The organism is Anaerococcus sp. Marseille-P3625 (assembly GCF_900232825.1).
Taxonomy (GTDB): Bacteria; Bacillota; Clostridia; order Tissierellales; family Peptoniphilaceae; genus Anaerococcus.
In genome coordinates this window covers 671,496-695,410 of sequence record NZ_OCTP01000011.1, presented here as the reverse complement: position 1 = coordinate 695,410, position 23,915 = coordinate 671,496, and the positions used below count along the sequence as shown (strand labels likewise).

22 protein-coding genes, 1 tRNA gene and 2 riboswitches are annotated in these 23,915 nt (G+C 31.9%); of the genes, 14 read left to right on the top strand and 9 right to left on the bottom strand.

Annotated features, from left to right (window positions below; genetic code table 11):
* Positions 1–98 precede the first annotated feature (98 nt).
* Entirely contained in the window at positions 99–362 is a 264-nt protein-coding gene (locus CS884_RS08590; RefSeq protein ID WP_099321427.1) for an HPr family phosphocarrier protein, read from the bottom strand.
* 246 nt (positions 363–608) lie between these two features.
* Here CS884_RS08590 and CS884_RS08585 point away from each other — a divergent pair, with 246 nt between their 5' ends.
* Positions 609–2,123 (top strand): hypothetical protein, encoded by a 1,515-nt coding sequence (locus CS884_RS08585; RefSeq protein ID WP_099321426.1) that lies wholly within the window; start codon positions 609–611, stop codon positions 2,121–2,123.
* A 49-nt stretch (positions 2,124–2,172) separates the two neighbouring features.
* On the opposite strand, the gene pepD is transcribed toward CS884_RS08585, so the two are convergent.
* Both pepD and CS884_RS08575 read right to left on the bottom strand, forming a co-directional pair.
* Positions 2,173–3,585: a beta-Ala-His dipeptidase gene (gene pepD, locus CS884_RS08580; protein WP_099321425.1), complete on the bottom strand. Its 1,413-nt coding sequence runs from the start codon at positions 3,583–3,585 to the stop codon at positions 2,173–2,175.
* 21 nt (positions 3,586–3,606) lie between these two features.
* A complete protein-coding gene (locus CS884_RS08575; RefSeq protein ID WP_099321424.1) occupies positions 3,607–4,542 on the bottom strand; it encodes a glycosyltransferase family 2 protein in 936 nt (311 codons plus the stop codon).
* Between the two features lie 178 nt (positions 4,543–4,720).
* Between CS884_RS08575 and CS884_RS08570 the strand changes: the two genes are divergently transcribed.
* Entirely contained in the window at positions 4,721–5,590 is an 870-nt protein-coding gene (locus CS884_RS08570; protein ID WP_099321423.1) for a C39 family peptidase, read from the top strand.
* 83 nt (positions 5,591–5,673) lie between these two features.
* Positions 5,674–5,747: riboswitch (Fluoride riboswitch) on the top strand.
* Positions 5,748–5,838: 91 nt separating this feature from the next.
* Positions 5,839–7,065 carry a sodium:proton antiporter gene (locus CS884_RS08565; protein ID WP_099321422.1) on the top strand — a complete coding sequence of 409 codons (1,227 nt, stop codon included), beginning with the start codon at positions 5,839–5,841 and terminating at the stop codon, positions 7,063–7,065.
* 29 nt (positions 7,066–7,094) lie between these two features.
* Here the strand turns inward: CS884_RS08565 and hemZ are convergent, their stop codons facing one another.
* Positions 7,095–8,393 carry a coproporphyrinogen dehydrogenase HemZ gene (gene hemZ, locus CS884_RS08560; RefSeq protein ID WP_099321421.1) on the bottom strand — a complete coding sequence of 433 codons (1,299 nt, stop codon included), beginning with the start codon at positions 8,391–8,393 and terminating at the stop codon, positions 7,095–7,097.
* Positions 8,394–8,494: 101 nt separating this feature from the next.
* On the opposite strand from hemZ, the gene CS884_RS08555 reads away from it, so the two are divergent.
* Together CS884_RS08555 and CS884_RS08550 are read left to right on the top strand one after the other, a co-directional pair.
* Positions 8,495–8,935, top strand: coding sequence for a LytTR family DNA-binding domain-containing protein (locus tag CS884_RS08555; RefSeq protein ID WP_180753320.1), 441 nt, complete (start codon positions 8,495–8,497; stop codon positions 8,933–8,935).
* Between the two features lie 9 nt (positions 8,936–8,944).
* The gene (locus CS884_RS08550) at positions 8,945–9,388 is read left to right on the top strand and encodes a DUF3021 family protein (RefSeq protein WP_099321419.1); all 444 of its coding nucleotides are present in this window, start codon (positions 8,945–8,947) and stop codon (positions 9,386–9,388) included.
* A 161-nt stretch (positions 9,389–9,549) separates the two neighbouring features.
* On the opposite strand, the gene CS884_RS08545 is transcribed toward CS884_RS08550, so the two are convergent.
* From CS884_RS08545 to CS884_RS08535, 3 genes are all read right to left on the bottom strand, one after another.
* A complete protein-coding gene (locus CS884_RS08545) occupies positions 9,550–10,248 on the bottom strand; it encodes a zinc metallopeptidase (protein ID WP_099321418.1) in 699 nt (232 codons plus the stop codon).
* A gap of 301 nt (positions 10,249–10,549) precedes the next feature.
* Positions 10,550–11,200 (bottom strand): TrkA family potassium uptake protein, encoded by a 651-nt coding sequence (locus CS884_RS08540; RefSeq protein WP_099321417.1) that lies wholly within the window; start codon positions 11,198–11,200, stop codon positions 10,550–10,552.
* A gap of 9 nt (positions 11,201–11,209) precedes the next feature.
* The gene (locus tag CS884_RS08535; RefSeq protein WP_099321416.1) at positions 11,210–12,559 is read right to left on the bottom strand and encodes a TrkH family potassium uptake protein; all 1,350 of its coding nucleotides are present in this window, start codon (positions 12,557–12,559) and stop codon (positions 11,210–11,212) included.
* Between the two features lie 279 nt (positions 12,560–12,838).
* Between CS884_RS08535 and CS884_RS08530 the strand changes: the two genes are divergently transcribed.
* The 6 genes from CS884_RS08530 to CS884_RS10650 all read left to right on the top strand — a co-directional run bounded on the left by CS884_RS08530 (position 12,839) and on the right by CS884_RS10650 (position 18,749).
* Complete coding sequence (locus CS884_RS08530) at positions 12,839–13,390, top strand: LemA family protein (RefSeq protein WP_099321415.1); 552 nt, start codon at positions 12,839–12,841, stop codon at positions 13,388–13,390.
* A gap of 21 nt (positions 13,391–13,411) precedes the next feature.
* Positions 13,412–15,250 carry a DUF2207 domain-containing protein gene (locus CS884_RS08525; protein WP_099321414.1) on the top strand — a complete coding sequence of 613 codons (1,839 nt, stop codon included), beginning with the start codon at positions 13,412–13,414 and terminating at the stop codon, positions 15,248–15,250.
* Between the two features lie 19 nt (positions 15,251–15,269).
* A complete protein-coding gene (locus CS884_RS08520) occupies positions 15,270–17,003 on the top strand; it encodes a DUF2207 domain-containing protein (RefSeq protein WP_099321774.1) in 1,734 nt (577 codons plus the stop codon).
* Positions 17,004–17,012: 9 nt separating this feature from the next.
* Positions 17,013–17,510, top strand: coding sequence for an LURP-one-related/scramblase family protein (locus CS884_RS10655; RefSeq protein WP_180753319.1), 498 nt, complete (start codon positions 17,013–17,015; stop codon positions 17,508–17,510).
* Between the two features lie 9 nt (positions 17,511–17,519).
* Entirely contained in the window at positions 17,520–18,539 is a 1,020-nt protein-coding gene (locus CS884_RS08515; RefSeq protein WP_180753318.1) for a M42 family metallopeptidase, read from the top strand.
* Between the two features lie 115 nt (positions 18,540–18,654).
* A tRNA-Sec gene (locus CS884_RS10650) sits at positions 18,655–18,749 on the top strand.
* A 1-nt stretch (position 18,750) separates the two neighbouring features.
* Here the strand turns inward: CS884_RS10650 and selB are convergent.
* Both selB and selA read right to left on the bottom strand, forming a co-directional pair.
* Positions 18,751–20,613 carry a selenocysteine-specific translation elongation factor gene (gene selB, locus CS884_RS08510; RefSeq protein ID WP_099321413.1) on the bottom strand — a complete coding sequence of 621 codons (1,863 nt, stop codon included), beginning with the start codon at positions 20,611–20,613 and terminating at the stop codon, positions 18,751–18,753.
* Positions 20,603–21,958, bottom strand: coding sequence for an L-seryl-tRNA(Sec) selenium transferase (selA, locus tag CS884_RS08505; protein WP_099321412.1), 1,356 nt, complete (start codon positions 21,956–21,958; stop codon positions 20,603–20,605). Before selA ends, selB begins: the two co-directional genes overlap by 11 nt.
* A gap of 118 nt (positions 21,959–22,076) precedes the next feature.
* A riboswitch (glycine riboswitch) is annotated at positions 22,077–22,180 on the top strand.
* Between the two features lie 65 nt (positions 22,181–22,245).
* On the opposite strand from selA, the gene CS884_RS10535 reads away from it, so the two are divergent.
* From CS884_RS10535 to CS884_RS08495, 3 genes are read left to right on the top strand one after another with little or no spacing between them, the layout of a single operon-like run.
* The gene (locus CS884_RS10535; RefSeq protein WP_143434422.1) at positions 22,246–22,629 is read left to right on the top strand and encodes a GrdX family protein; all 384 of its coding nucleotides are present in this window, start codon (positions 22,246–22,248) and stop codon (positions 22,627–22,629) included.
* The gene (gene trxB, locus CS884_RS08500; protein ID WP_099321411.1) at positions 22,622–23,566 is read left to right on the top strand and encodes a thioredoxin-disulfide reductase; all 945 of its coding nucleotides are present in this window, start codon (positions 22,622–22,624) and stop codon (positions 23,564–23,566) included. The genes CS884_RS10535 and trxB overlap by 8 nt, the downstream gene beginning before the upstream one ends.
* A 14-nt stretch (positions 23,567–23,580) precedes the next feature.
* Positions 23,581–23,901: a co-chaperone YbbN gene (locus tag CS884_RS08495; RefSeq protein ID WP_225791806.1), complete on the top strand. Its 321-nt coding sequence runs from the start codon at positions 23,581–23,583 to the stop codon at positions 23,899–23,901.
* Positions 23,902–23,915: the final 14 nt, after the last annotated feature.

The window sequence follows — 23,915 nt, the reverse complement described above, 5'->3', positions numbered from 1 at the left end:
TTCACTAGGAATTATCAATCATTGTATCTATCTCATTTTACTCTTTTTTCCATAAAAAAAAACGAGCTTTTGCTCGTTGTTATATATAAAAAAATTAATTATTGATTAATTTTATTTTCTATCACATCTACCAATGATTTTACAGCCTCTTCTTCGTTCTCACCACTTGCTCTAATGGTAAGCTCCTCGCCGTTAGAAGCACTCATGCTAAGAATTGACATGATAGACTTTGCATTATAACTTCTTCCGTCTTTTTCAACTATAATATCACATGGAAATTGAACAGCGGCTCTTATGAAAATTGATGCAGGTCTAGCGTGCAAGCCAATCTCATTTGTAAGCGTGACTTTTTTCTCGTACATAGTAGCTCCTTTCCTTAAACATTCTATAAAAATATATTACGACAGTTTTAAAAAAATGCAAACATTTTCCAGACGAATTTACCAATTAATAATCTATTGTTGGCAAAAAACATGATAAAAGCCTAAAATTAGGTAACTATGTAATTTTATTTATTTCGAAATTATGATAAATCAAAAAAATATTTTACTATATTTTTGCAAACGTAATCCATATATATTATAATTAAGTTAAATAGGAGGAATTTTATGGAAAAAAATAAAATATTTAAGAAATTAATTTTAACTTTATCTTTAATTGGCCTATTTTCTGCTCCAACATCTTTCGCACAAGATGTTAATGCCAATGTCAATTTAAGAAATGAGCCAGAAATAATAGCTGAGGGCAAGAAAAACAACGAAAAAGAAATAAAAAGTTTGGAAGAATCCATTTTAAATGCATCAATTTCCAAATCCGCAGCAGAATTTTTGCTAGAAAATTCTAAAGAAACAATAAAAAATATTGCTGGAACGTTAAAAAACCAAGTTGCAAGTTCTAATGAGAATTTAATTGCGGCAAAAAGTCTTCTTGCTAGCCTTAAAGAAGAAGGCGAAGAAAGCGATAATTTAGCAGATTTAAAGGAATCTTACTTTCAAAATAGAGTTAGGGTAGCTTCTTGCTATATGCTTTTAAATAATACTCCACAAACTATAAGAAATGTTAGAAATAAGCTAATTAATCTTGTTGAAAGTGCAGAAATTTTATTAGAAGAAAGCGAAGATTTGATAAATAAAGTTGAGCTTAACAAAAAATACAAAATCAAAGATATAGACAGAAAATCAACAGGCCTTTATTTTAGCTCTCCTAGTGAAATAGAAATTTTAAATTATTGGAGAGATTATAGGTCAAATGCAAATGTGCAAAGAGAATTTGCGGGCTTAAATCTTGCTGATTCAAATTTGGATACCTACCTATCTGTAAAGCCATCAATAAATGATGGAAATCCTGGATTGCCAAGTGATGAGGCCTTGCTTGATGCAAATCATGTCACAAATACCATAAGATATGCTCAAGGCCTAAGAGAAGTAGAAGCTGATAGGGAAAAATCTTACTATGCTCAAGCTTCTTCATTTGTAAATTATCTAAATGGAAATATCAGCCACAATCCTGCTTTACCAAACTCACTTGATAGAAATAACCCGATTTTTAGGGATGGATCTATAGGAGCTTCAAAAAGCAATCTTCACATGCAATATGGTGGATTTTCTAGCGCTATTATTAGCCAAATTAGTAATTTCATAAAAGATGATGGTCCTAATAACGAAAACGAAGTAGGTCACAGAAGATGGATTCTAAATCCTTTTGCCCAATATTTTGGTTATGGAGCTTACAGAGGATTTGGATCTACCTATGTAATCGAAGAAGGTTGGCCAAAAACATCGACAGAACTTGTCGCTTATCCATCAAATGTAGGAGTTAGTGAATTTTTTAGCACAACAACGCCATTTTCTATAAGTTTTGGGGATGCTTATGATATAAGTGATGTTACTATCACGGTGACAGACTTAAAGACTGGTAGAACTTTAGCTTATCAAACTGGTAAAAATATTTACACATCTTACGAAAACTACGGTTATCTAAACAACCTATCTTGGGGACTTGGTTATTCGGGAGAAGCTGGAAGCCAATATGAAATAAATGTTTCAGGTGTCAAGCTTAATGGAGCTGATTATCCAATAAATTACACTGTAAATTTCATATCTCTAGAATATTCTCATAATTAAAAATAATTAAAAAATCAGCTTGGTTAAGGGTAACCAGGCTGATTTATTTTTATATTCTTTCTAAAGCTCTTACTAAAAGCTTGTAATTTTTCTCAACTGACTTGATATCAACTTCTTCGGCAGGGCTGTGAGCTCCGTGAATTTCTGGACCAAAGGAAATCATTTCTACATCTTTTAGAGCTCCTTTAAATAATCCACACTCAAGGCCACCATGAGTTGTCGCAATTTCCATATCAGAGCCATTTTCTTCTTTCCAAATCTCATTTAAAACTTTTTCTAATTTGGTCTCTTCTTTTTGCCAGCCAGTATAAGAGCTTTTGATTGTTGCTTTGCCGGCAAATTGTTCTACGATTTTTATGGCGATTTTGGCAAGATTTTCCTTGGCTGAATCAATTTGAGATCTTGCCATAAGGCTTACTAGAGTGCCATTTTCATCGTGATTTAAAATTCCAAGATTTGATGAAGTTATTATCTCGCCTTGGTGTTTTTTTACTAAACCATCCGGCATGGTAAAGAGGGCATTTATAATATTTTTTGAAAGATCTTTGCTTAGAGCTTTCTTATCCCAAGAGCTTTCTTTTAGGCTAATTTTAGCATTAGGATCGGTATCTTTGTATTCATTTAAAATCTGACTTATTCTTTTATTTATTTCTTCTGTTGAATTTTCCTTATCACTTGTTGTAAATATTGCCCAAGCATTTGCTGCTATGGCATTTCTCTTTACTCCAGCAGAAAAATCGCAAATTTGTAAATCCATAATATCTACTAATAATCTTCCCAAGGCTTTTATAGCATTTAGTCTTGCCTTATCAATTTCCATGCCAGAATGACCGCCTGAAAGACCAGAAATTTCAAGTTTTAGGACTTGACCTTCTTTTTCTTCAAATTCATTTGCCCAAGTGATTTCTAAATCCAAACCACCAGCGCAACCAACAGTAAGTATTCCATCTTCTTCGCTGTCGATATTTAACAAATATTTTGCTTTGATATCAGAAGTATCAAGGGCATTTGCTCCAACCATTGAAGTTTCTTCACCTGTTGTAATTATTGCTTCAAGTGGACCGTGTTTCAAATTTTCATCATCAAAAACAGCCAAGATATAAGCAACCCCCATTCCATCATCTGCTCCAAGAGTTGTCTTATCAGCTGTCACATAATCACCGTCAACTATTAGTTTTATAGGATCTTTTGAAAAGTCGTGATTGCTATCATCTTCTTTTACGCAAACCATATCCATGTGAGCTTGAAGGGCGATAATGTCCTTATCTTCAAAACCTGGGCTTGCTTTTTTTCTCATGACAATATTTAAGGCTTCATCTTGGCGAGCTTCTAGATTTCTTTTTTTGGCAAAATCTAGCAAATAATCTGAAATAGCTTTTTCATCGCCTGAACATCTTGGAATTTGACTAATTTCTTCAAAAAATTTCCAAACATTTTTAGGCTTTAATTCATTAATTTTCATTAAAATCTCCTTTATATTTACCTATATTTTATCATACCCTAATTTTTTCTGTAATTTCACTGTATTTAGGTAGAGTTTCAGACTTCTAAGGCCAAAGATATTAGTTCTATCAACAATAATGGGCTCGTAAGTGTTATATATCTGCCTTAAAATATCCAAATCATAGCCTAATTCTATTGCTTTTAAGAGTTTGTTTACAATACTTCCTACAAGTTTATGATTAATTAGAGCCTTTTTTTCTCTGTCATTTAAATTTAACTTTTTATCATCAAAAAGTCTAAAAGAATATGCCACATCATCTTCAATTTTCTTTAAATTAAAGCTGGAAAGACTATCTCTTTCTGGATCTATCCTGTAATATGTTAGATATTCTTTAACTAATTCTATATTTTTAGAATGTTTTATTACCTTACTAAGAAATTCTATATCCTCACCATAGGATGTATTTTCGAAGAATTTTATTTTATTTGCTAGAATAATATCTCTCTTTATCATAAAGCATGAAATATGAAATTTATTCTTTGTAATTAAATAATTGGTCAAAAAATCATTTTTAATAAATCTGGTTTTTTTAGGGTAGATTTTCTCATCAATCAGTTGATTATATCCACAAAGACAAAGGTCTGAATCTTTCAAGCTAATCTTCTCATACAACTTTTCCAAAAACAAAGGATTATGAAGATCATCAGCATCCAAGAAACAAAGATATTTACTATTGGATCTTTCAATCCCGTAATTTCTTGCAGAAGAAACCCCGGAATTTTCTTTATAAAAATATAAGATATTTCCGTAATTCTTTGCTAAATTCCTAACGATTTTTGAAGAATTATCCTTTGACCCATCATCAACAACGATGATATTAAAATCTTTAAAAGTGTTATTTTCTACAGATTTTATAGTGTCTAAAATAAAATCTTCACCGTTATATAGTGGGATTATCACATCAATTTTTGCCATTAAATTATCCTTATAAGTTATTTATTAGTATTTTACCATAAAATTAATGATATTAAATATTATTAAATCTTAAATAAATAGTTTTAAATATTTACTTTTCTAATTTAATAATTTGCTATTGCAATTTTAGTTTATTTGATGTATTATATATTACAGAACATTACTAAGAGGTAAATTTATGACAAGGAAGAGGAAAAGAAGAAAAAGATTTAGATTTTTAAAATTTTTACTAGGATTATTTTTTATTTTTGTTATTGTAAATTTTTTAAAAACTAGATACAATGAAACGGCTTATTATGATGGAGATTTTATTGACAAAGTTGAAAGATTGTTTTCTTTTAATTTTGCCAACAAAGATTACAAGACTGACGATAAAAATATCTTGCTAAAAAACATAAAAAGTGAAGCCGATAAGGGCAATGACAAGGCAAGATGGCTTTATGAAAATTCCGAATCGCTTAACGATACTTTGCTATATTTAGCTGGAAATGATTCCGATACCATAGAATTTGTTTATAATTACAAAAATGGCATTACAGATTTTTCTTATTTTGATGGAAGCTCCCATGATTTTTCTAGAAAAACTCCTTATTTTCTCCAATGGGACAATAGATGGGCCTACAAGGCTCTTGGAAATTCTGTCATAGGCCTTGCAGGATGTGGACCAACTTCTATGGCCATGATTCTTTCAAGATTAAATAATGATATTACAATTAATCCAGAAAAAATTTCAAATGACGCTAGAAATTATATGACAAATGATGGAATTTCATGGAAATTTTTCAAAGATGAAGCTAACAAATACGGTTACCACATAAGCGATATTTCAATTGACAAAGATTCTATGATAAACGCCCTAAATTCCGGACCCTTGCTCGTGTCAGTTAACAGGGGAATATTTACTCTTTTTGGCCATATTATAGTCATAGATTCTTACCAGGATGGCAAATTTATAGTTAACGATCCTAACAGCCTTAAAAAAAGCGAAAAAGCTTGGTCTTATGATGAAATTAGAGATCAGATAGCTCATGTTTGGCTAATAAATTAGATTTTTAGACAAAAATTATTTTTGCAAAATTTAAGGCAAAGAAAAATTGACATTTATCTTTTTAAGTGTATAAATAATTTGTATAAATATTCGGGAATGAGGTTCTCCCACGACTTTGTCCAAAGCGCTTTAAAAAGCTGATGACTTCTGTTTATCTGCAGGAGTTTTATATATAAGTCGATAATTTCTGCTTGATGGAAATTGTCGACTTTTTTCTATGATAAATATTTTAAAATTTTGGAGGATTTATGTTAACATCACTTGCTTTTATTTTTCTAGTTGGCCTTGCTACAGCTAGCATTTGTCAAAAATTAAAATTGCCGGGAATTATCGGCATGCTCATTACAGGAATTGTTTTGGGACCTTTTGTTTTGGATTTGCTTGATCCATCGATTCTTTCCATTTCTTCAGATTTGCGAAAAATGGCCCTAATAATTATCCTTATCAAGGCTGGTCTTTCTCTTGATCTTTCTGATTTAAAAAAAGTAGGTCGCCCTGCAATTTTGATGTCTTTTTTGCCGGCAAGTTTTGAGATTTTGGCCTTTGCAATTTTTGCTCCGAGGCTTTTAAATATTACAAGAATTGACGCCTTGGTTATGGGAGCTGTTTTAGGAGCAGTTTCTCCAGCAGTTGTAGTTCCAAGAATGGTAAGTCTTATCGACAATAATTACGGAAAAGACAAAAGCATCCCTCAAATGATCCTTGCTGGTGCTTCATGCGATGATATTTTTGTAATAGTTTTATTTCAAACTTTCCTTTCCATGGCGCAAGGAGGAGAAATTAAAATTATGGATTTTGTTAATATCCCACTTTCAATCGTTTTGGGCATAGGCCTTGGAGCTTTGACAGGTTTTGTCTTATCAGAATATTTTGAAGGAGCCTACAGAAGGAGAGCTTATATAAGAAATAGCAGAAAAGTTATAATAGTTTTGGCGATATCATTTTTGTTAATGGCTATAGAAACTTACGCAAAAGGTTTCCTCCCTATATCAGGCTTACTTGCAGTTGTGAGCATGGCTTGCGTTTTGAAGATAAGAAGTGTAAGTTTTGTATCAAAAAGATTGTCAGAAAAATTTGGCAAACTTTGGATAGGAGCAGAGGTTTTGCTTTTTGTTTTGGTTGGAGCTGCCGTAGATATTCGCTACACCATGACTGCAGGAATAGCTGCCATCGCCATGATTTTTATAGGACTTTTCTTTAGGTCAATCGGCGTTTTGCTTTGCCTAGTTAATACGAATTTGAATGCTAAAGAACGTTTATTTTGCGTAATTGCTTATTTGCCAAAGGCAACAGTTCAAGCTGCCATAGGATCTGTGCCTTTGTCCATGGGCTTAGCTTGCGGGCAAATCGTATTATCAGTTGCAGTTCTTGCAATTTTGATAACTGCTCCTCTTGGTGCAATTGGAATGGATATGACCTACAAAAAATTATTGACTTTGGAAAAAACTTCTCAAAGTCCTATAGCAATAGATTAACAAAAAAATGGATTTACTTAAATTTTAAGCTAAATCCATTTTTTATAATTTTCTATCATTTTATTTTTGTCAGAAATTTCTTCATCCAGCAAAGCTTCATAATCTTTCATATTTCTGGCGTTTCTGTATTTTTCGTTATTGATAAGCTTTGAGTTGGAGTTCATTCCAAGACCTATAATATTTTCCAATTCCTCATTTATTATAATATTGTATCTTTGAGCGGTGTTTTCTCTTTGATAGCCAACATTTTCCAAATTTGAAATGATATTTTTTTGCCTATACAAATAATAAGGCTTATAGGAATTTTCTTTGACAAATTTTCTTATATCATCGCTTATTTTTAGGGCTTCTTTGATGGAGCCTGTCTTGTTATTTTCCCTATATTTGCTGCCAACTTTTCTAGCAAGAGCGTGAAAAGTTATATTATCTGGCAATAATTTTTTTAAAATTTCAAAGTTTTCCCTAAAAGAATTAGCATCTTCTCCCACAAGTCCTACTATAAAATCCATATTAATAATAAAACCGAGTTTTTTAGCATAATTATAAATTTCTAGAAAATGCTCTAAGTCATAGGCTCTGCCAGTTGCTTTTATAATATTTTCGTTAAAAGTCTGCGGATTTAGGGAGATTCTACCGACACCATTTTCCTTTAACAGCTTTAATTTTCCAAAATCAAGAGTATCTTCTCTGCCTGCTTCAAAGGTAAATTCCTGGTAGGTAAATTTTTCGTTAATTAGTTCTAAAAGCCTTTTGATATCGGAAATTTTCAAATAAGAAGGCGTTCCTCCACCAATATAGATTGCATCGAGATTTTCCGGCAAATTTATTTCTCTAATTTCTCTAAGAAGCAAATCAACATAAGAGCTTTTGTCATGATTTGTGCCAACAAGAGTTGGGTAAGCGCAATATTGGCAGCGACTTGGACAAAAAGGAATATTTATGTACAAATTAAAATCATTTGACTTAAAGGATAATTTTTCTTGCTGGTTTTTAATTTCAGCAAGCAAATTTATTTTTTCATCAGCAAGGAAATATTTTTCCTTAATTTCATCCGTGTTATATTTTTGCAAAAGCTTTGAGGGCTTGGATCCTGTAAGCATTCCCCAAGGAGAAGTATAGGAATTTTCCTTAGCTAAAATCTTGTATAAAATTGCCTTTAGCTGGTAATTATTTTCATATTCGTAGGATTTTCCCAGAAATGAAATTTTTTTATCATATATAGATAAATCGCCTGAATCAGCAAATAAAATTTCGTCGCTTTCGTAAAAAATATTTAGGATATCATATACAATTTTTCTTTTATTTGGGCTTTTTAGATAAATTTTCATGGCTTAATTATACCGCTTATCGTCCCAAAGCTACCACTTATCGGAAATCTGTTGAATATAAAAATATATTTACTAAAATAATAATTAAAGGAGGAGATGATTTGAAAGTTGAGATAAAAATCGATCAGTCTTTGGACGAAGAAAAAATCGTAATCTATGCAAGAGAAATAAGTAAAGAAATTTTAGCACTAAAGGAAAGTCTGGAAAATAATCAAGCAAATGTTTTGACAGGATTTTTTGATGACAAACTAGAATTTATTGATCCGGAAAATATTATAAGAGTTTATGCAAATGAAAAGAAAGTTTATGCAGTTTGCTCAAATAAAACTTACTTATTAAGATTAGCATTGTATCAGGTTGAACAAAGGCTTGATCCCAAAAAATTTGTTCGCATATCAAATAGCGAAATAATCAATCTAAAAAAGACCAAAAATTTTGACTTATCCTACATAGGAACCATAAGCTGTCAGATGGTAAATGGAGATGTGTGTTATGTTTCAAAAAGATCTTTAAAAAAAGTAAAGGAAATATTGGGAATTTAGGAGGAAAAAATGAATAATACAAACAAGCTAACAAATTATTTAAAAACCGTTTTTCTAAATCTTGGAGTAGTCTATTTTATTTCAATAGTGATAGCCTTCATCAACGGCGGAGATTTCAATATTTTTACCGAGGAGTTTTTAAAAGGACAAAATTCGTCACAAGCCATGTTTAAACTTACGCTTGCCCTAATAGCTGTAATTAGCCTTGTGTATTTTGCCAACAAAATTTACCGAGCAAATAATCTCTCCCTATTATCAAAAACAATTCTAGCATATGGAATTTCAATAACAGGAGTGATAATTTTTTTAAACTACTTAAAACTTTTTTCAAGCAAATATAGGGTAAATATTATAATCAATTTAGTGTTATTTTCTATAATCTATATCATATATTGGATCATATCTTATCAAAGAGTCAAAAAAGATATAGAGCAAGTAAATAAAAGATTGTAAAAAATGGGGCTGTTGCAAAATAGATAAATCGTTCCTAAATCATTGGAGCACCCTCCCAGAAAGTTTGGCCTCCACGAGCCGGCGGGCTAAACCTCAAACTTTCTGTGAGTGCACTCCAATGATGGAACGATAGATATCTATCAATTTGCAACAGCACCTTTTTAATCTCTATCCCTATTGCCAAATAATAAGACTAATCTTAGAAATTGTAGGGCTGTTGTAAGAGTTGCTGCAAGATAAGTATAGGCTGCAGCCTTTAACATATTTTTGGCATATTGATTTTCTTCTCCAACAAGCATTTCAGATTCTTCTAAAACCATAAGAGCTCTTTTGCTGGCGTTAAATTCTACCGGCAAGGTTACGATTTGAAAAACCAAAGTCAAAGCAAATAAAAGTATACCAAAATTTAATAAATTTTGCTTAGATAAAATCATTCCCAAAAATAAAAGTGGAAAACTTAACCTTGACCCTAAATTTACAGCAGGAACCAAGAAGGATTTTATTTTTAGCGGAAAATATCCATCTTTATATTGGATAACATGGCCAAATTCGTGGGCTGCTACTGCAACAGAAGCAATAGAAGTTTCTCTCATAGATTCAGGAGATAGGGCAACTTCCTTGGTCATTGGATTAAAATAATCACCAAGAGAATTTCCAATTTGCTTAATTTTTATATCTCTAAAACCGTAAGTATTTATAATATAATCACAAACTTCCTTGCCGGTTATTTGTTTTTTTGTTCCTATTTTTGAATATTTAGCAAAAGCCTTGTTGACATTTGCTTGAGCGATCATGGTTAAAATGAAACCGATAATAACCAATATATATGTCCTATCAAAACCGTAATAAAAAAATGGCATAAGACCTCCTTTGCTGTATAAAATAATTATACCCTAAATTCTATTAATTTATAGCTATTATAAATTAATAGATCATTAAAAATAAGCAAAGAAAAAGAGCCTTTTGGCCCTCTTTCATTTAGAAAAGAATAAGTTAGTCCTAGTTTTCATAAGGGAAAACTATAAGGAATTAATAATGAAAAACCTAGCTATGTAATAGCTAACTATAGTATAGCACAATATATATTTATGTGCAAACATTTTCTTCAAAAAATTTCATAAATTTATAGAAAGCTTCTAAGTTCTCGGTTTTTCAATATTTTTAAAGCTCAGTTAGCTTATCAGCGTTTTCATTTGATCCTATAACAATCAAAGAATCATCTTTTTCTATAGGTAAATTTGGGTCGAAATCTAAAATCATATTTTGGCGACTTTTAAAAGCTATAACATTTACCTTATATTTATTTCTAAAGTCCAATTCAATTAGTGTTTTTCCAATCCATTCTTTTTTTGCCTTGACTTCACAAAGTGAATAATTGCTAGAAAATTGGGTTAAATCCAAAATATTTTTGCCAGAAATCATTTTTGCCAATCTCTCACCAGTATCTAATTCTGGGAAAACTATTTTATCAGCCCCGATTTTTGTAAGAATTCTAGCGTGAGATTTGCTTATAGCCTTTGCTATAACTTGTTTAACACCACTATCTTTACAAATTAGCGTAGCTTGAATTGAGGCTTCTAAGTCTGCTCCTGTGGCAATTATTGCTATGTCATAGTTACTTATTCCCAAAGATTTCATAGCTACTTCTTCTGTAATATCAGCTTGAATGGCGCTTGATACAGAGTTTGCAATTTTTTCTATTTTTTTGTAATTATTATCAACAGCTGTTACATAAATTCCTTTTTCATAAAGTTTGGTAGCTGTTGCTTCTCCAAATCTTCCTATTCCCAATACAATTACATTTTTATCCATAATTTTCTCCTAACCTAAACTTATCATACCTTCTGGATATTTTATCATTTTATCTTCAGCCTTTAATCCGAATGCAAGGGCCATGGTCATTGGACCAATTCTACCTAAATACATACAAAGACCTATAAGAACTTTTCCAATATTTGATAGACTTTCAGTTATTCCTCTTGATGCCCCAACTGTAGCAAGCGCAGAAACCGTTTCATAAAGTATGTCTATAAATTTAAAACCATCAGTAACTGATATCACAAAACTAACCAAAATAACTATAGCAAGTGATATCAAAAATATGGAAAGAGCCTTTTTTATGCTTTGATCGGATATGGATCTTTTAAAAATTATCGGTTCTTTTTCTTTTTTTATAACTGAAATTGTTGCAATTACCAAAACTCCAAAGGTAGTCGTCTTTATTCCTCCAGCAGTAGATCCAGGTGATCCACCGATAAACATCAAGCAAATTAATAAAAGTGCAGTTGATTCTTTAATTTTACTTAGATTAACTGAATAAAATCCAGCTGTTCTTGCAACTACTGATTGGAAGAAGGACTCGAAAATTGATCCCTTAAAGCCCTCGCCTTCCAAAACTCCACCTTCTATAGATTCTAGAAAATAGAATCCCAAAGCTCCAACTAGGATTAGAGCAATTGTGATTAGTATTACAAGCTTGGAATGAGTTGAAAGTTTTTGGAAATTTTTCCTATAATAAATCTCACTTGTTACCATAAAACCAAGACCACCGATTATTACCAAAAGCATGATGGTCGTATTTACCAATGCATCAGATCTTAAAGGATAAATAGAATCTCCCAAAATATCAAAGCCCGCATTACAAAATGCAGAAATTGAGTGAAAAATAGAAAACCACACTCCTTTGCCAAAACCATATTGAGGAACAAATCTTATAGCGAGAAATATAGCCCCCAAAACTTCTGTTAATATTGTAAATAGGAGTACGTATTTAAAAAGATTGATCATTCCAGAAAGGCTATCGATATTAAATTGTTCCTTTAAAATTTGCCTGCTTTTTAGGCCGATTTTTTTCCTAAGTAATAGGGGAATAAGGGTTGCCAAACTCATTATTCCAAGGCCACCGATTTGGATTAAAATTATAATTACAACATGCCCTAGGCTATTCCAGTGATAAGCTGTATTAACTGGCGTAAGTCCTGTAACGCAAGAAGCACTTGCTGCTACAAAAAAAGCATCTATTATTCCAGTTGCCTTGCCATTTCTTGTAACATATGGTGTGGATAAAATTAGTCCACCTATAGAAATTAAAACAAAAAATCCAATAGATAAAATGATAGCAGGATTTTCTGTGGCTTTGGCATAAGCTTTTTTTACAAAATTACTTTGCATAAATTTCTCCTTTAACAAAACAAAAGCTTGGCAAAACAAGAGTTTTTTAAGCTTTGCGAATCTATTTTACACCCCTTTTATTGCTTGTCAATTTCATGATAGTAAGTTTAATTTTATTATAACAATGATATCAGATAAGCAAATTTTCATCAACAATAAATCTTGATAATATACATTGATTTTATTTATCTTAATTTTTAAAATTGATATGTTTAACTTTGCTTAAAAAGGATATAATTATTATGAAAGATAAATTATAAAGAATTAAAGGAGAAGAATATGAACCCTAGTATAATTGTAATTGCAATTCTTGCAGTTCTTGCAATTTTTGCTATATCAATTTATAACAATCTTGTTAGAAAAAACGAAATGATAGAAAATGCAATGAGCCAAATAGCAGCCCAACTTCAATCAAGATGGGACGCTCTTAATAATTTGATTGATGCAACCAAAGATTACGCCAAATACGAAAGCGAAACTTTAGATAAAATAACAAAAAATAGAACAAATATCGACAGAAAATCCACAGCTTCTGATGTAAATGAGGAAGAAAATGAATTTAGATCTGCTATGAATAGTTTTTATGCAGTAGCAGAAAATTATCCAGAGCTTAAAGCATCTGAAATTTATAAAAAAACCATGGATTCCATCGACAAATACGAAGATAACGTTCGTCACTCAAGGATGATCTATAACGACACAGTTACAAGCTTTAACAGATATATAAAATCTTTCCCACAAAATCTTTTTGCAGGAAGTTTTGGCTTTTCTGATAAGGGATATTTTAAAAACGATGAAAATTCCAACGAGGTGCCAAGATTTAATTCTTAGACTCTTTTTTTAGGAGCAATTATGAAAAATAAAAATCGCAAATTTTTATTAAGCCTAGTTCTTGCTATAATTTTAATTTTTGCAAGAACTAGCTTTGCAGATGAGATTTACTCCATAGATATTAGTGCCGATATAGATGAAAATGGCCTTGCCCATGTGACAGAAGTTTGGAAAACTAATGAAGATTCTTTCGATGCAACAGAAAAATACAAGGTGATATCCGACTTAAATGGCATAAAAATTAGAGACTTCAAAGTTTCTAGAAACGGAGAAGATTTTACTGAAATTAAGCCTTGGAATTTGGATTTATCCTTTGAGGAAAAGAAAAATCATTATGGAATGATCCAAAAGGAAAATGGGCTAGAACTCTGTTGGGGAATTACAGAATTTGGCGAAAATACCTACACCTTAACCTACACCATTGATCCAATCGTTGTTGGACTTAATGATTACGATATGGTTTATTATCGTTTTATAAAAGAAAACTTAGAGCCTTTGCCAGATTTCATTTCCATGACAATAAATTCCTATAAGCCTTTTGCCGATGAAACTTCTTTGTGGGCTTTTGGTTTTCAAGGAAATATAGAAAATAAGGATGGGAAAATTATCGCAAAAAGTTCTGGAGATGTAAATTATGGCCTTGTAATGCTTAGAATGCCGAAAGGAACTTTTGCTACTAGCCTAAAGATTGACCAAGATTTTGATTATTACAAAGAAATGGCCATAGAAAATTCAGATTTTGAGAATAATTCTTACGATAATTCTTCTGATGAAGAAATCTCAGATTATGACCAAGATGCAGACGATCATTACGAAGATGAGGATTATGACGGAGATTTTAACGCTTATGACTATTTTGATCAAGGTCCATCTTTTTGGAATTTTGGAGGATTTTTTTCAATTTTACCAATCCTTTTTTCTGGATTAATTGCAGGAATATTTATAAAAAATAAAAATGAAAGTGATAGCTTTCGACCAATAAACAAAGAAGTTTTGAAAAATCCTAAAGAATTTAAAGAAGAATATTTTAGAGAAATTCCTTACCAAGGACCGGTTGAAGATACATATTTAATCAATCTCTACGCCTACAAGACCAATAGTTTTGAAAATTATATGAATGCTTTCTTGCTAAAATGGGTTTATCAGGGAGTTGTAGAATTTGGCGAGGAAGATGAGAAAATACTTTTTATGACTCACACAATTTCCTATATAAAATTAATCCAAAAACCAGAGGATATGAGCCTTGTGGAAAGTAGTTTTTATGATATTTTACAAGAATGTGAAACTTACACTGACGATGGAAAAATCACCCAAAAAGAAATCGAAGAATATGTAAGAGATCATAAGAGGATTCCTGAAGTTTTAAGTAGAAAATTATCAAAAAACTCTTTGGACAAGCTTTGCCAAGGCCAATATTTATCAAATGAAAAAACTAAAAAGAAATTTGCCTTTTCAAACGATTCTTACAATAACAATGTAAAAATTGAGGAAAAAGGCCTAGAACTTTATGAAAATTTCATCAAATTTAAAAACTACTTGGCCGATTATTCTCTAATTAAGGAAAGAGATATAAACGAGGTTAAACTTTGGGATAGCTTTATGATTTATGCTGCAATTTATGGCATAAGCAAGGAAGTTTACAAAAATTTCACAGAAATTTATCCAGAATATGAGAAGATGTCTTACTTTGACTATTATATGATAGCAAATATCAACTCTTATTCACATTTCGTAAGCCAAAGTTTTAACAATGCTGCTAATAATTTTGAAAATTCCTCTCACGGTGGATTTTCATCATTTTCCGGTGGAGGAGGCTCATTTGGAGGAGGCTCTGGCGGATCTGGTGGAGGAAGCCGTTAAAGGCACAAAGGAAATAATAATGAAGAAAAATTTTAAAAATCTATTAAAAATACTTTTGCTGATATTTTTCATAGCAATTCCACAAACTGCCTTGGCTGATGACTTTGAGTCTATTGATATGGAAATTTCAATAGATAAAAATGGTCTAGGTCATGTAAAGGAAGTTTGGCAAGTTTATGATGACGATAGGGATGCGACGGAAAAATATAAGTCAATTCCTGATTTAAGGGGAATAAAAATTGAAGATTTTAAGCTAAATGCCAATGGCAAAGATTTTTCAGAAATTTCTCCTTGGAATGTGGATGCATCTTTTGATGAAAAATCCAACCACTACGGAGTCTTAGAAAAAGATGATGGCTATGAATTGTGTTGGGGAATTACAAATTATGGTGAAAACACTTACACCCTAACCTACACCATAAATCCTTTGGTGGTGTCACTAAATGATTGTGATATGGTTCATTTTCGTTTTATTGGAGAAAATTTCGATCCAAAACCAGAAAAAATTTCTATAAAAATTAAGGGCTATGCACCTTTTGATAAAGAAGTAAAAATGCGGGGCTTTGGTTTTATTGGAGATATCCACAATGTAGATGGAGAAATTATCGCCAAAAGTACGGATGAGGTAAATTACGGCCATGTAATGCTTAAATTTCCTAAGGGGACTTTTAATTCCTCTTATGTAGAAGATAAGGATTTTAAGTATTACGCCAAAAAGGCCATAGTTGGTTCCGATTATGAAAAATCAGAAGGATCTGTAAATAAAAATGACAAATCCGATATCATGGAAGTGGTTTTCGCCGGTATTGTTATTCTAATAATTATCATTGCAGGAGCGGTTTTTACCTATGGAGTTAAAAATTCTTACGATGAGTATCAAATTCTTAACAAAAAAGCTCTAAAAAAGCCAAAGGAATTAAAAGAACAATATTTTAGAGAAATTCCATACAAGGGACCAATTGAAGATACCTATCTTTTGGTAGATAAAGCTTATCCTCTTGAAGACAATTTGGGAAATTATCTAAATGCGTTTTTGCTCAAATGGATTTACGATGGAGCTATTGATTTTAATAAAAACGCTGATGTGGATAGCAAAGATGAGGATTCTTATATTACTATAAATAAGAAGCCTACAAATATGAGTGAAATTGAAAGTGGCTTTTTTGAAATTTTAAAAGCTAGCGAAGATTTATCAGATGATGAGAAAATTAAAAATAGCCATATAAAAGATTATATGGACTCAAACGAAGATGAGGTTGAGAAATATTTTAAGCTTTTTGAAGAAAATTCACTGGAAAGATTAGAGGAAAATTCCTACTTAACAAATGAAAGAAAAGAAATAAAATCTTCGTTTATCAAAGAAAAAACTTACAAAAACAAGATTACAATCACCGATTCCGGCATAAATTTATATGAAAATTTCATCAAATTTAAAAATTATTTGAAGGATTATTCATTAATTGCTGAACGAAATGTAAATGAAGTAAAACTTTGGGATAGCTTTATGATTTATGCAGCAATTTATGGCATAAGCAAGGAAGTTTACAAGAATTTCACAGAAATTTATCCAGAATATGAAAATTATAGTATATATAACTACTACATGATAAATAATATCAACTCTTACTCAAGCCATATAGCAGAATCTTATGCAGACCTTACAAGTTTTATCGATGCAGGTTCTGGTGGATCAACTTCCTTTGGTGGAGGTGGAGGTGGCTTCGGTGGAGGAGGCGGCGGTGGCAGCCGCTAAAGGAGCTTTATGAAAAAATTATATTTTAAAGAAAAATTTTTCAAAATAACCGACCATTATCCAATTGTAGATGAGAATGGCAGAGAAGTTTATTATCTAGACCAAAATTTCACGCTTGTAGGCTATAATTCCAACGTTTCTGATGGCAATGGTAAAAATTTATTTTCCATTACTAGGGAAATTTTCACCTTGCTTCCACGCTATCAGGTTGTTTTTTCCAAAGGCACTAATATGACTGTCCAAAAAAAATTTGAATTTTTTAGACACAGAGTAGATATTTTTATGTCCAATGGGGATAATCTATATTTGGATGGCGATATTTGGCATTTGAATTTCCAAGTTATAAATAAAGAGGGAGCTTTAGTTGGCGAAGTTTACAAAAAATTTTTTAGCTTTGCCGATAATTACGAACTTACTATTTATGATGAAAATTATGACCAAGAGCTAATAAGCCTTGTACTTTGTCTAAACAACATGGTTGATTTGGAAAGAGCTACGAGCAATTAAGGAGGGAAAATGACTGAACAAATATTAAAATATATCAAAGATTTATGTGAAACACCATCTCCAACAGGCTATACTAAAAGAGCTGAAAAATATTTGATGGAAGAATTTGAAAAAATGGGTTACAAGCCTTATCAAAACCATAAGGGAAATGTAATCGTTCCAATCAAAGAAGGTACGGAAAACGGACTTTTGCTATCAGCTCACGTTGATACACTTGGACTTATGGTAAGATCAATAAAAGCAAATGGAAGACTTAGAGTTACTGCTTTAGGTGGCTATCCACTAGCTTATGGTGAACAAGAAAATGTGACAATTATAACTCGTTCTGGCAAAGAATATACAGGCGTATTTAGAATAAACGAACCTGCAGTTCACGGTTCGACAGACCCAAAAGAAATTACTCGTGACGACAAGAATATGGAAGTTGTAATCGATGAAATTACAAATTCAGCAGAAGAAACAGAAAAACTTGGAATTTCTGCTGGAGATTTCATAGCTTACGACCCAAGATTTAGAGTTGACAATGGTTTTGTAAAATCTCGCCACCTAGATGATAAAGCAAGCGCTGGAGTTTTGATGGCTCTTGCAAAAGATATCAAGGAAAATAATATTAACATCAACCGTCCTTTGTATTTAGCTTTTACAATCTATGAAGAAGTAGGCCATGGCGCTGCAAGTGGACATCCAGAAGGAATTACCGACATGATTGCAGTTGATATGGGAGTTGTCTATGACGATTTAAAGACCGATGAAACCAAGGTTTCAATCTGTGCTAAAGATTCATCTGGCCCATACAATTACGATCTAACCAACGAATTAATCGAAGAAGCTAAGGCAAATGATATAGATTATGCTATCGATATTTATCCGCTTTATGGCTCAGATGCTTCAGCTGCAGTAGCAAGTGCTAATGACTTCCGTCACGCTCTTGTAGGAAGCGGTGTTGCAGCAAGTCATGGTTATGAGAGAACTCATGTAAATGGACTAAATGGCCTTTACAAACTTTTAAAATCTTATATAAGCAAATAATTTGCAAAGTAAAAGCTGCTAGCTTTTGGTAAAAATCAAAAGTTGGCAGCTTATTTTTTTATTTTTGTTAAAATTTTTGCATTTTCAAATCTTTATGCTATAATGTTTATGTTATGGGAGCGGATGAGTTTCTGGTGTGCTCTGCGGTCTTCAAAACCGTCGTGAGAAGTGTACTTCTTAGGTAGGTTCGATTCCTACACGCTCTCGCCACTTATATTAAAACTCTGTAATCATCAATTCTTTTGCTGATATTTTTCTTATCCATATATTCTAAAACAGCTACAGCTTGCTTTCTGCTTAATTCTGATAAATCTCTAAATTCGGAAACTTGCATCTTGCCGTTTTTTTCCATAAAAGTTTTTGCCATTTCAATTAATTTATCAAGATATTCTTTTCTAAGATAGAAGTCGTCAATCTTTCTTAGATCTTTTTTGCACAAATATGTTAAAATTTCTCTATCTTCTTTTTTGTCGATAATATCGGCTTCTTTTAAGATTTTTGGCTCGTTGTCTTTGATTTTTTTCATAATTTCATCGATTTTTTTCTGATCTTGGTCAAGGCTTATGGCAAAGGATTTATTTTTTACAAGACCTTTTTGGAGCATAACTTTTTTGGTTATGACTTTATTTTTTAGCATTATTTCAAAATTTTTGCTATCGAGATTGATTTTTACTTTTTGCCTTAATTCTTCTCTTGGGATTCCTTCCTCAAGTGGGTGATTTTCGTGGTAGGTTTTTAAGAAGTTTTCTAAGTCATTGGCCCAAGAGCTCAAAGATTTTCTTGATATATACATGTCGCCAATTTTGTCAATTTCGTTATTTTCTTCGATTTTTTCCAGATATTCTCTTAGGATTTTATCTTCTATTCCCATGTGTGAAAAAATTTGGTCAAAATTCCTAAATTCTTGCAAGTAATCCAAAATTTCGTCGATTTCTGAATAATTTTCCTTATTTTCTAGATATGAAACATAGGATGTGGAATTTATGGTGTGATTTTCTTCGTTGGTATCGATTATCTCACCGCCGCCGATTGTCATTAAAGGCGAATAGGATCTTATTACAAATTTATCTCCCCTTTTGACGTAAATTTCTTCTTCAAGTCTAAATTCGCACAAGGCGGTATCTTTGCTTTTGATTTCTTTTCTGTCTAAAGGAACTGCACGGGCTAAAATTTCTTTTGTGCCATGGAAAAATCTAACTCTTGACCAATGTCTTAATTCGACATCTTCAAATTTTGATAGATTTAAAAGCGTTTGGACATTTTTTACTTTTATTAGAGAATTTTTTTCGGCTATTATATCTCCTCTTTGAATTTCATTTGAAGAAATATTTGTAAGATTTAGGGCGATTCTTTGGCCCTTGTGGGCTATATCTATTGGCTTGTCGTGATTTTCTATGGATCTTACTTTGACAATGGCTTCTTTTGGATAGACCATATATTCCCTATCTTTATAGATTTCTCCCTCGGTTAGGGTTCCTGTAATTATAGTGCCAATTCCTTTTAGGGTAAAAGATCTGTCGATGTTCATTCTCATGGACTTGTCGTCTTCTTTTTTTTCAGTGGAATAAATTTTTTCTTCTATCAAATCTTTTAGCTTGTCGATATTTTCTCCACTTACAGAATCTACTGCAATAATTGGAGCATCTTCTAAAAGTGTATCTTCAAAAGAAATTTTTATATCTTCTTTTACTAGTTCAAGGTCATCTTCGTCAACCAAATTTTTCTTGGTGATTACAATAATTGCGTTGTCAACTCCCATATAGTGGAGGATTTGAGCGTGTTCTATAGTTTGAGGCATAACTCCATCATCAGCTGCCACCACCAAAAGGATTATGTCAATTCCAACAACTCCAGCCATCATATTTTTTATAAAATTTTCATGACCTGGAACATCTATTATCCCAGCTCTATCGCCAGATTTTAAATCCATATAGGTAAAGCCAAGATTTATTGAAATTCCTCTTTCTTTTTCTTCCTTTAATTTGTCGGTTTCTTTACCAGTTAAGGCTCTAATTAAGGTTGTTTTGCCATGGTCTATATGACCTGCTGTTCCGATTATATAATTACTTTTCATAAAATTCCTTTAAAGTTTCATAAATTTCATCCATCTGATTTTCAAAAATTGTCAAAGCATTTAGGTGGACAAAACCATTATAAACTGTCGAAATAATGTGGTTTTGGGATAATCTTAGAAAGCTTTCAAGCTTTGTAGCATCATCATAATTTATTTCGATTGAGTAAGTTTTTTTGACATCCAAAGGATAAGAACCACCGCCGATTTTGCCGTCAGATTCTACTATTTTTCCGTCAAAGCCTTTAATTTTTTTAAGCTTATTATAAAGTTTTTCGCATCTTTTTTTGACAGACTCGCTATCTTCTAAAATCATTCTAATTGTAGGATTTTCCACTTTTAATTTGTTAAAATCAAGATATTCATACAAGGTTGCCTCAACTGAAGCAAGGGTTAATTTATCAACCCTAAAGGCTCTTAAAAGTTGATTATTCTTCATTTTGTCTATATATTTTTTCTTGCCGACAATAATTCCTGCTTGGGATCCTCCTATTAATTTATCGCAAGAAAAACTTACCAAATCTATCCCATCTTTTAGGCAATCCTGAACGGTTTTTTCATAGGAAAAGCCATAAGAAGTTAAATCTATTAGAGAACCTGATCCTAAATCTTCGTATAATAAAATATCTCTATCTCCTATAAGATCGTGAAGATCTTTGGTGTCAACGCTTTCTTCATAGCCCACTACTTGAAAATTTGATTTATGAACTTTTACTATTGCAGAAATTTCCTCATATTCATCAATAGCTCTTTGATAATCGTAAAGATGAGTTCTATTTGTCGCCCCAACTTCCACAATATGAGCCCCACTTTCATTCATTATTTCATTAATCCTAAAAGATCCACCAATTTCAACAAGTTCTCCACGAGATATCACTGCGTTTTTGCCTCTACAAAATGTATTTAAAACCAAAAATACAGCAGCAGCGTTATTATTTACTATAAGGGCATCCTCAGCGCCCGTAAGTTTTTTGGCAATTTCTACAAGGTGAGTGTATCTTGACCCACGTTTGCCTTTTTCTACATCATATTCCAAATTAGAATAGCTTGTGGCAATTTTTCTAACCCTATCTATAGAAATTTCTGACAAAACTGCCCTGCCAAGGTTGGTATGTAGGATTACACCTGTTGCATTTATTACATTGTACAAAGAATAGGGACTGTAATTTTTGTATCTATTTTCTATCTCAGAAAAAATATCTGAACTTTCAAAATTTTCGTTGTTTTTAATTTTCTCTCTAAATTCGTCCAAAACACCGTTTGCAATATCTTTTAGCATTTGAGAATTATCGGAAAATTTATTTAAAATCTCATTCATTTGAGGTAATTTTTTGTATAAATTTTTCATAAAGTCCTCCATATACTCATATTATACATTATTTTGCACTTTATTTGAAAATAAATTTGGAAAACGATATGATAGTTGATTTTTTGCTTAACTTGTGATAAAATAATAACATAATCAGATGAAGTTATGGTTAGATTTTGTTAAGTCAAAAACCGAAGGTACAAGTAACTATTGTAGTCACATAGTTATGAATTTCTCAGGTAAAAGGACCCATGGCTGATGAGATTCTGAAGGTTGCGACAGAAAAAATGACTAATTTTCGTGTCGCTTTTTTATTTGGAGGCAATGTGTTAATAACAAATAATCCTATGTTTATTGACTATATGAAAGAAAATTATCCAGAGGTTGATTTTATCTACAAAGATGTTGAGCCACTTGAGATTTTAAGAATTGGTAGAAATTATGTTCACCAAAACTATAAACTCTTAACTCACCCTCTTTATGGTAATTTTAGACCCCACGAATTGTTCTATAGGACAATAATAATCGAAAAATCAGAGCATTTAGATAATGAATCTCTAAATCTGATTGAAACATCAATTAACAAAATTGAAGACATTCTTAAAAAAACAAAAATGAGAGATGCTTCTGATGAGGTTATTAAGGATTACGCATATATAGACTTTCAAATAATAAAGGAAAATATGGAAGGAGGATATAAGAATGTATGATTTAGTAATTATTGGTGCAGGTCCTGGCGGATTATCCGCAGGCTTATACGCTGGTCGTTCACGTCTAAACACACTAATAATCGAAAAAGATGCAGTTGGTGGACAAATCGCCATTTCAGATGAAATTGAAAATTATCCAGGTGGAAAAGCTGGAGAACCTGAAAGTGGTAAAGCTCTTACTGATAGGATGAAACAACAAGTTGAAAGATTTAACGTTCCTATCAAAAAAGCAAATGTCGTAAAAGTTCAATTAGAAGGTGACGTTAAAAAAATTGAACTTGCAAATGGTGAAACTATCGAAGCTAAAGCTGTAATCATTGCAACAGGTGCTAACCCAAGAAAACTTAATGTTCCAGGAGAAAAAGAATATACCACAAAGGGTGTTTCTTATTGTGCAACATGTGATGGAGACTTCTTCACAGACTTAGAAGTTTTTGTAGTTGGTGCTCGTAACTCCGCTGTAGAAGAAGCTATGTATCTAACAAAATTTGCTAGAAAAGTAACAGTTCTTTGCAGACGTGAAAAATTAAGATGCGATGCTGTAGTTGAAGAACGTGCTAAGGCAAATGATAAGCTAGAAGTTATGTATCACACATCAATTAAGGAAATCAGAGGTCATGAAGTTGTAGATCAACTATTACTAGTAAACAATGAAACTGGTGAAGAATGGGTTTACGATGCTGATGAAGATGATGGAATTCTTGGAGTTTTCGTATTTGTAGGTTACAACCCAGCAAACGAATTAGTTGAAGGTCAATTAGATCTTGACGAATCTGGATATATCATTACAGATGAAAAGATGAGAACAAACATCAAAGGTGTTTATGCTATAGGCGATATTAGAAACACAGTGTTAAGACAAGTAATAACGGCTGCATCAGATGGAGCAATTGCTGCAGTAACAGCTGAAAAAGAACTAAAAGATTTAGATTATTAAGGAGAGTTTATATTATGATGATTTCATTAGACAAAAAAACATTTGAACCTGAAGTAAATGAATATGAAGGAAAAGTATTTGTAGATTTCTGGTCAGAATCATGTGTTCCATGCATGGCTTTAAAACCATTTGTAGATAGCCTTGCAGAAGAATACGAAGGTAAAATGAAATTCTGTGATTTAAACATTACAAAAGCTAGACGTGTAGCAATCAAACAAGGTGTACTTGGACTTCCTACAATGATAGTTTACAACAATGGTGAAAAAATTGCTGAACTTCATGAGGATGAATGTACAGAAGAAAATATAAGAAAAATTGTTGAAGAGAATTTATAATTCAATCAATAAAA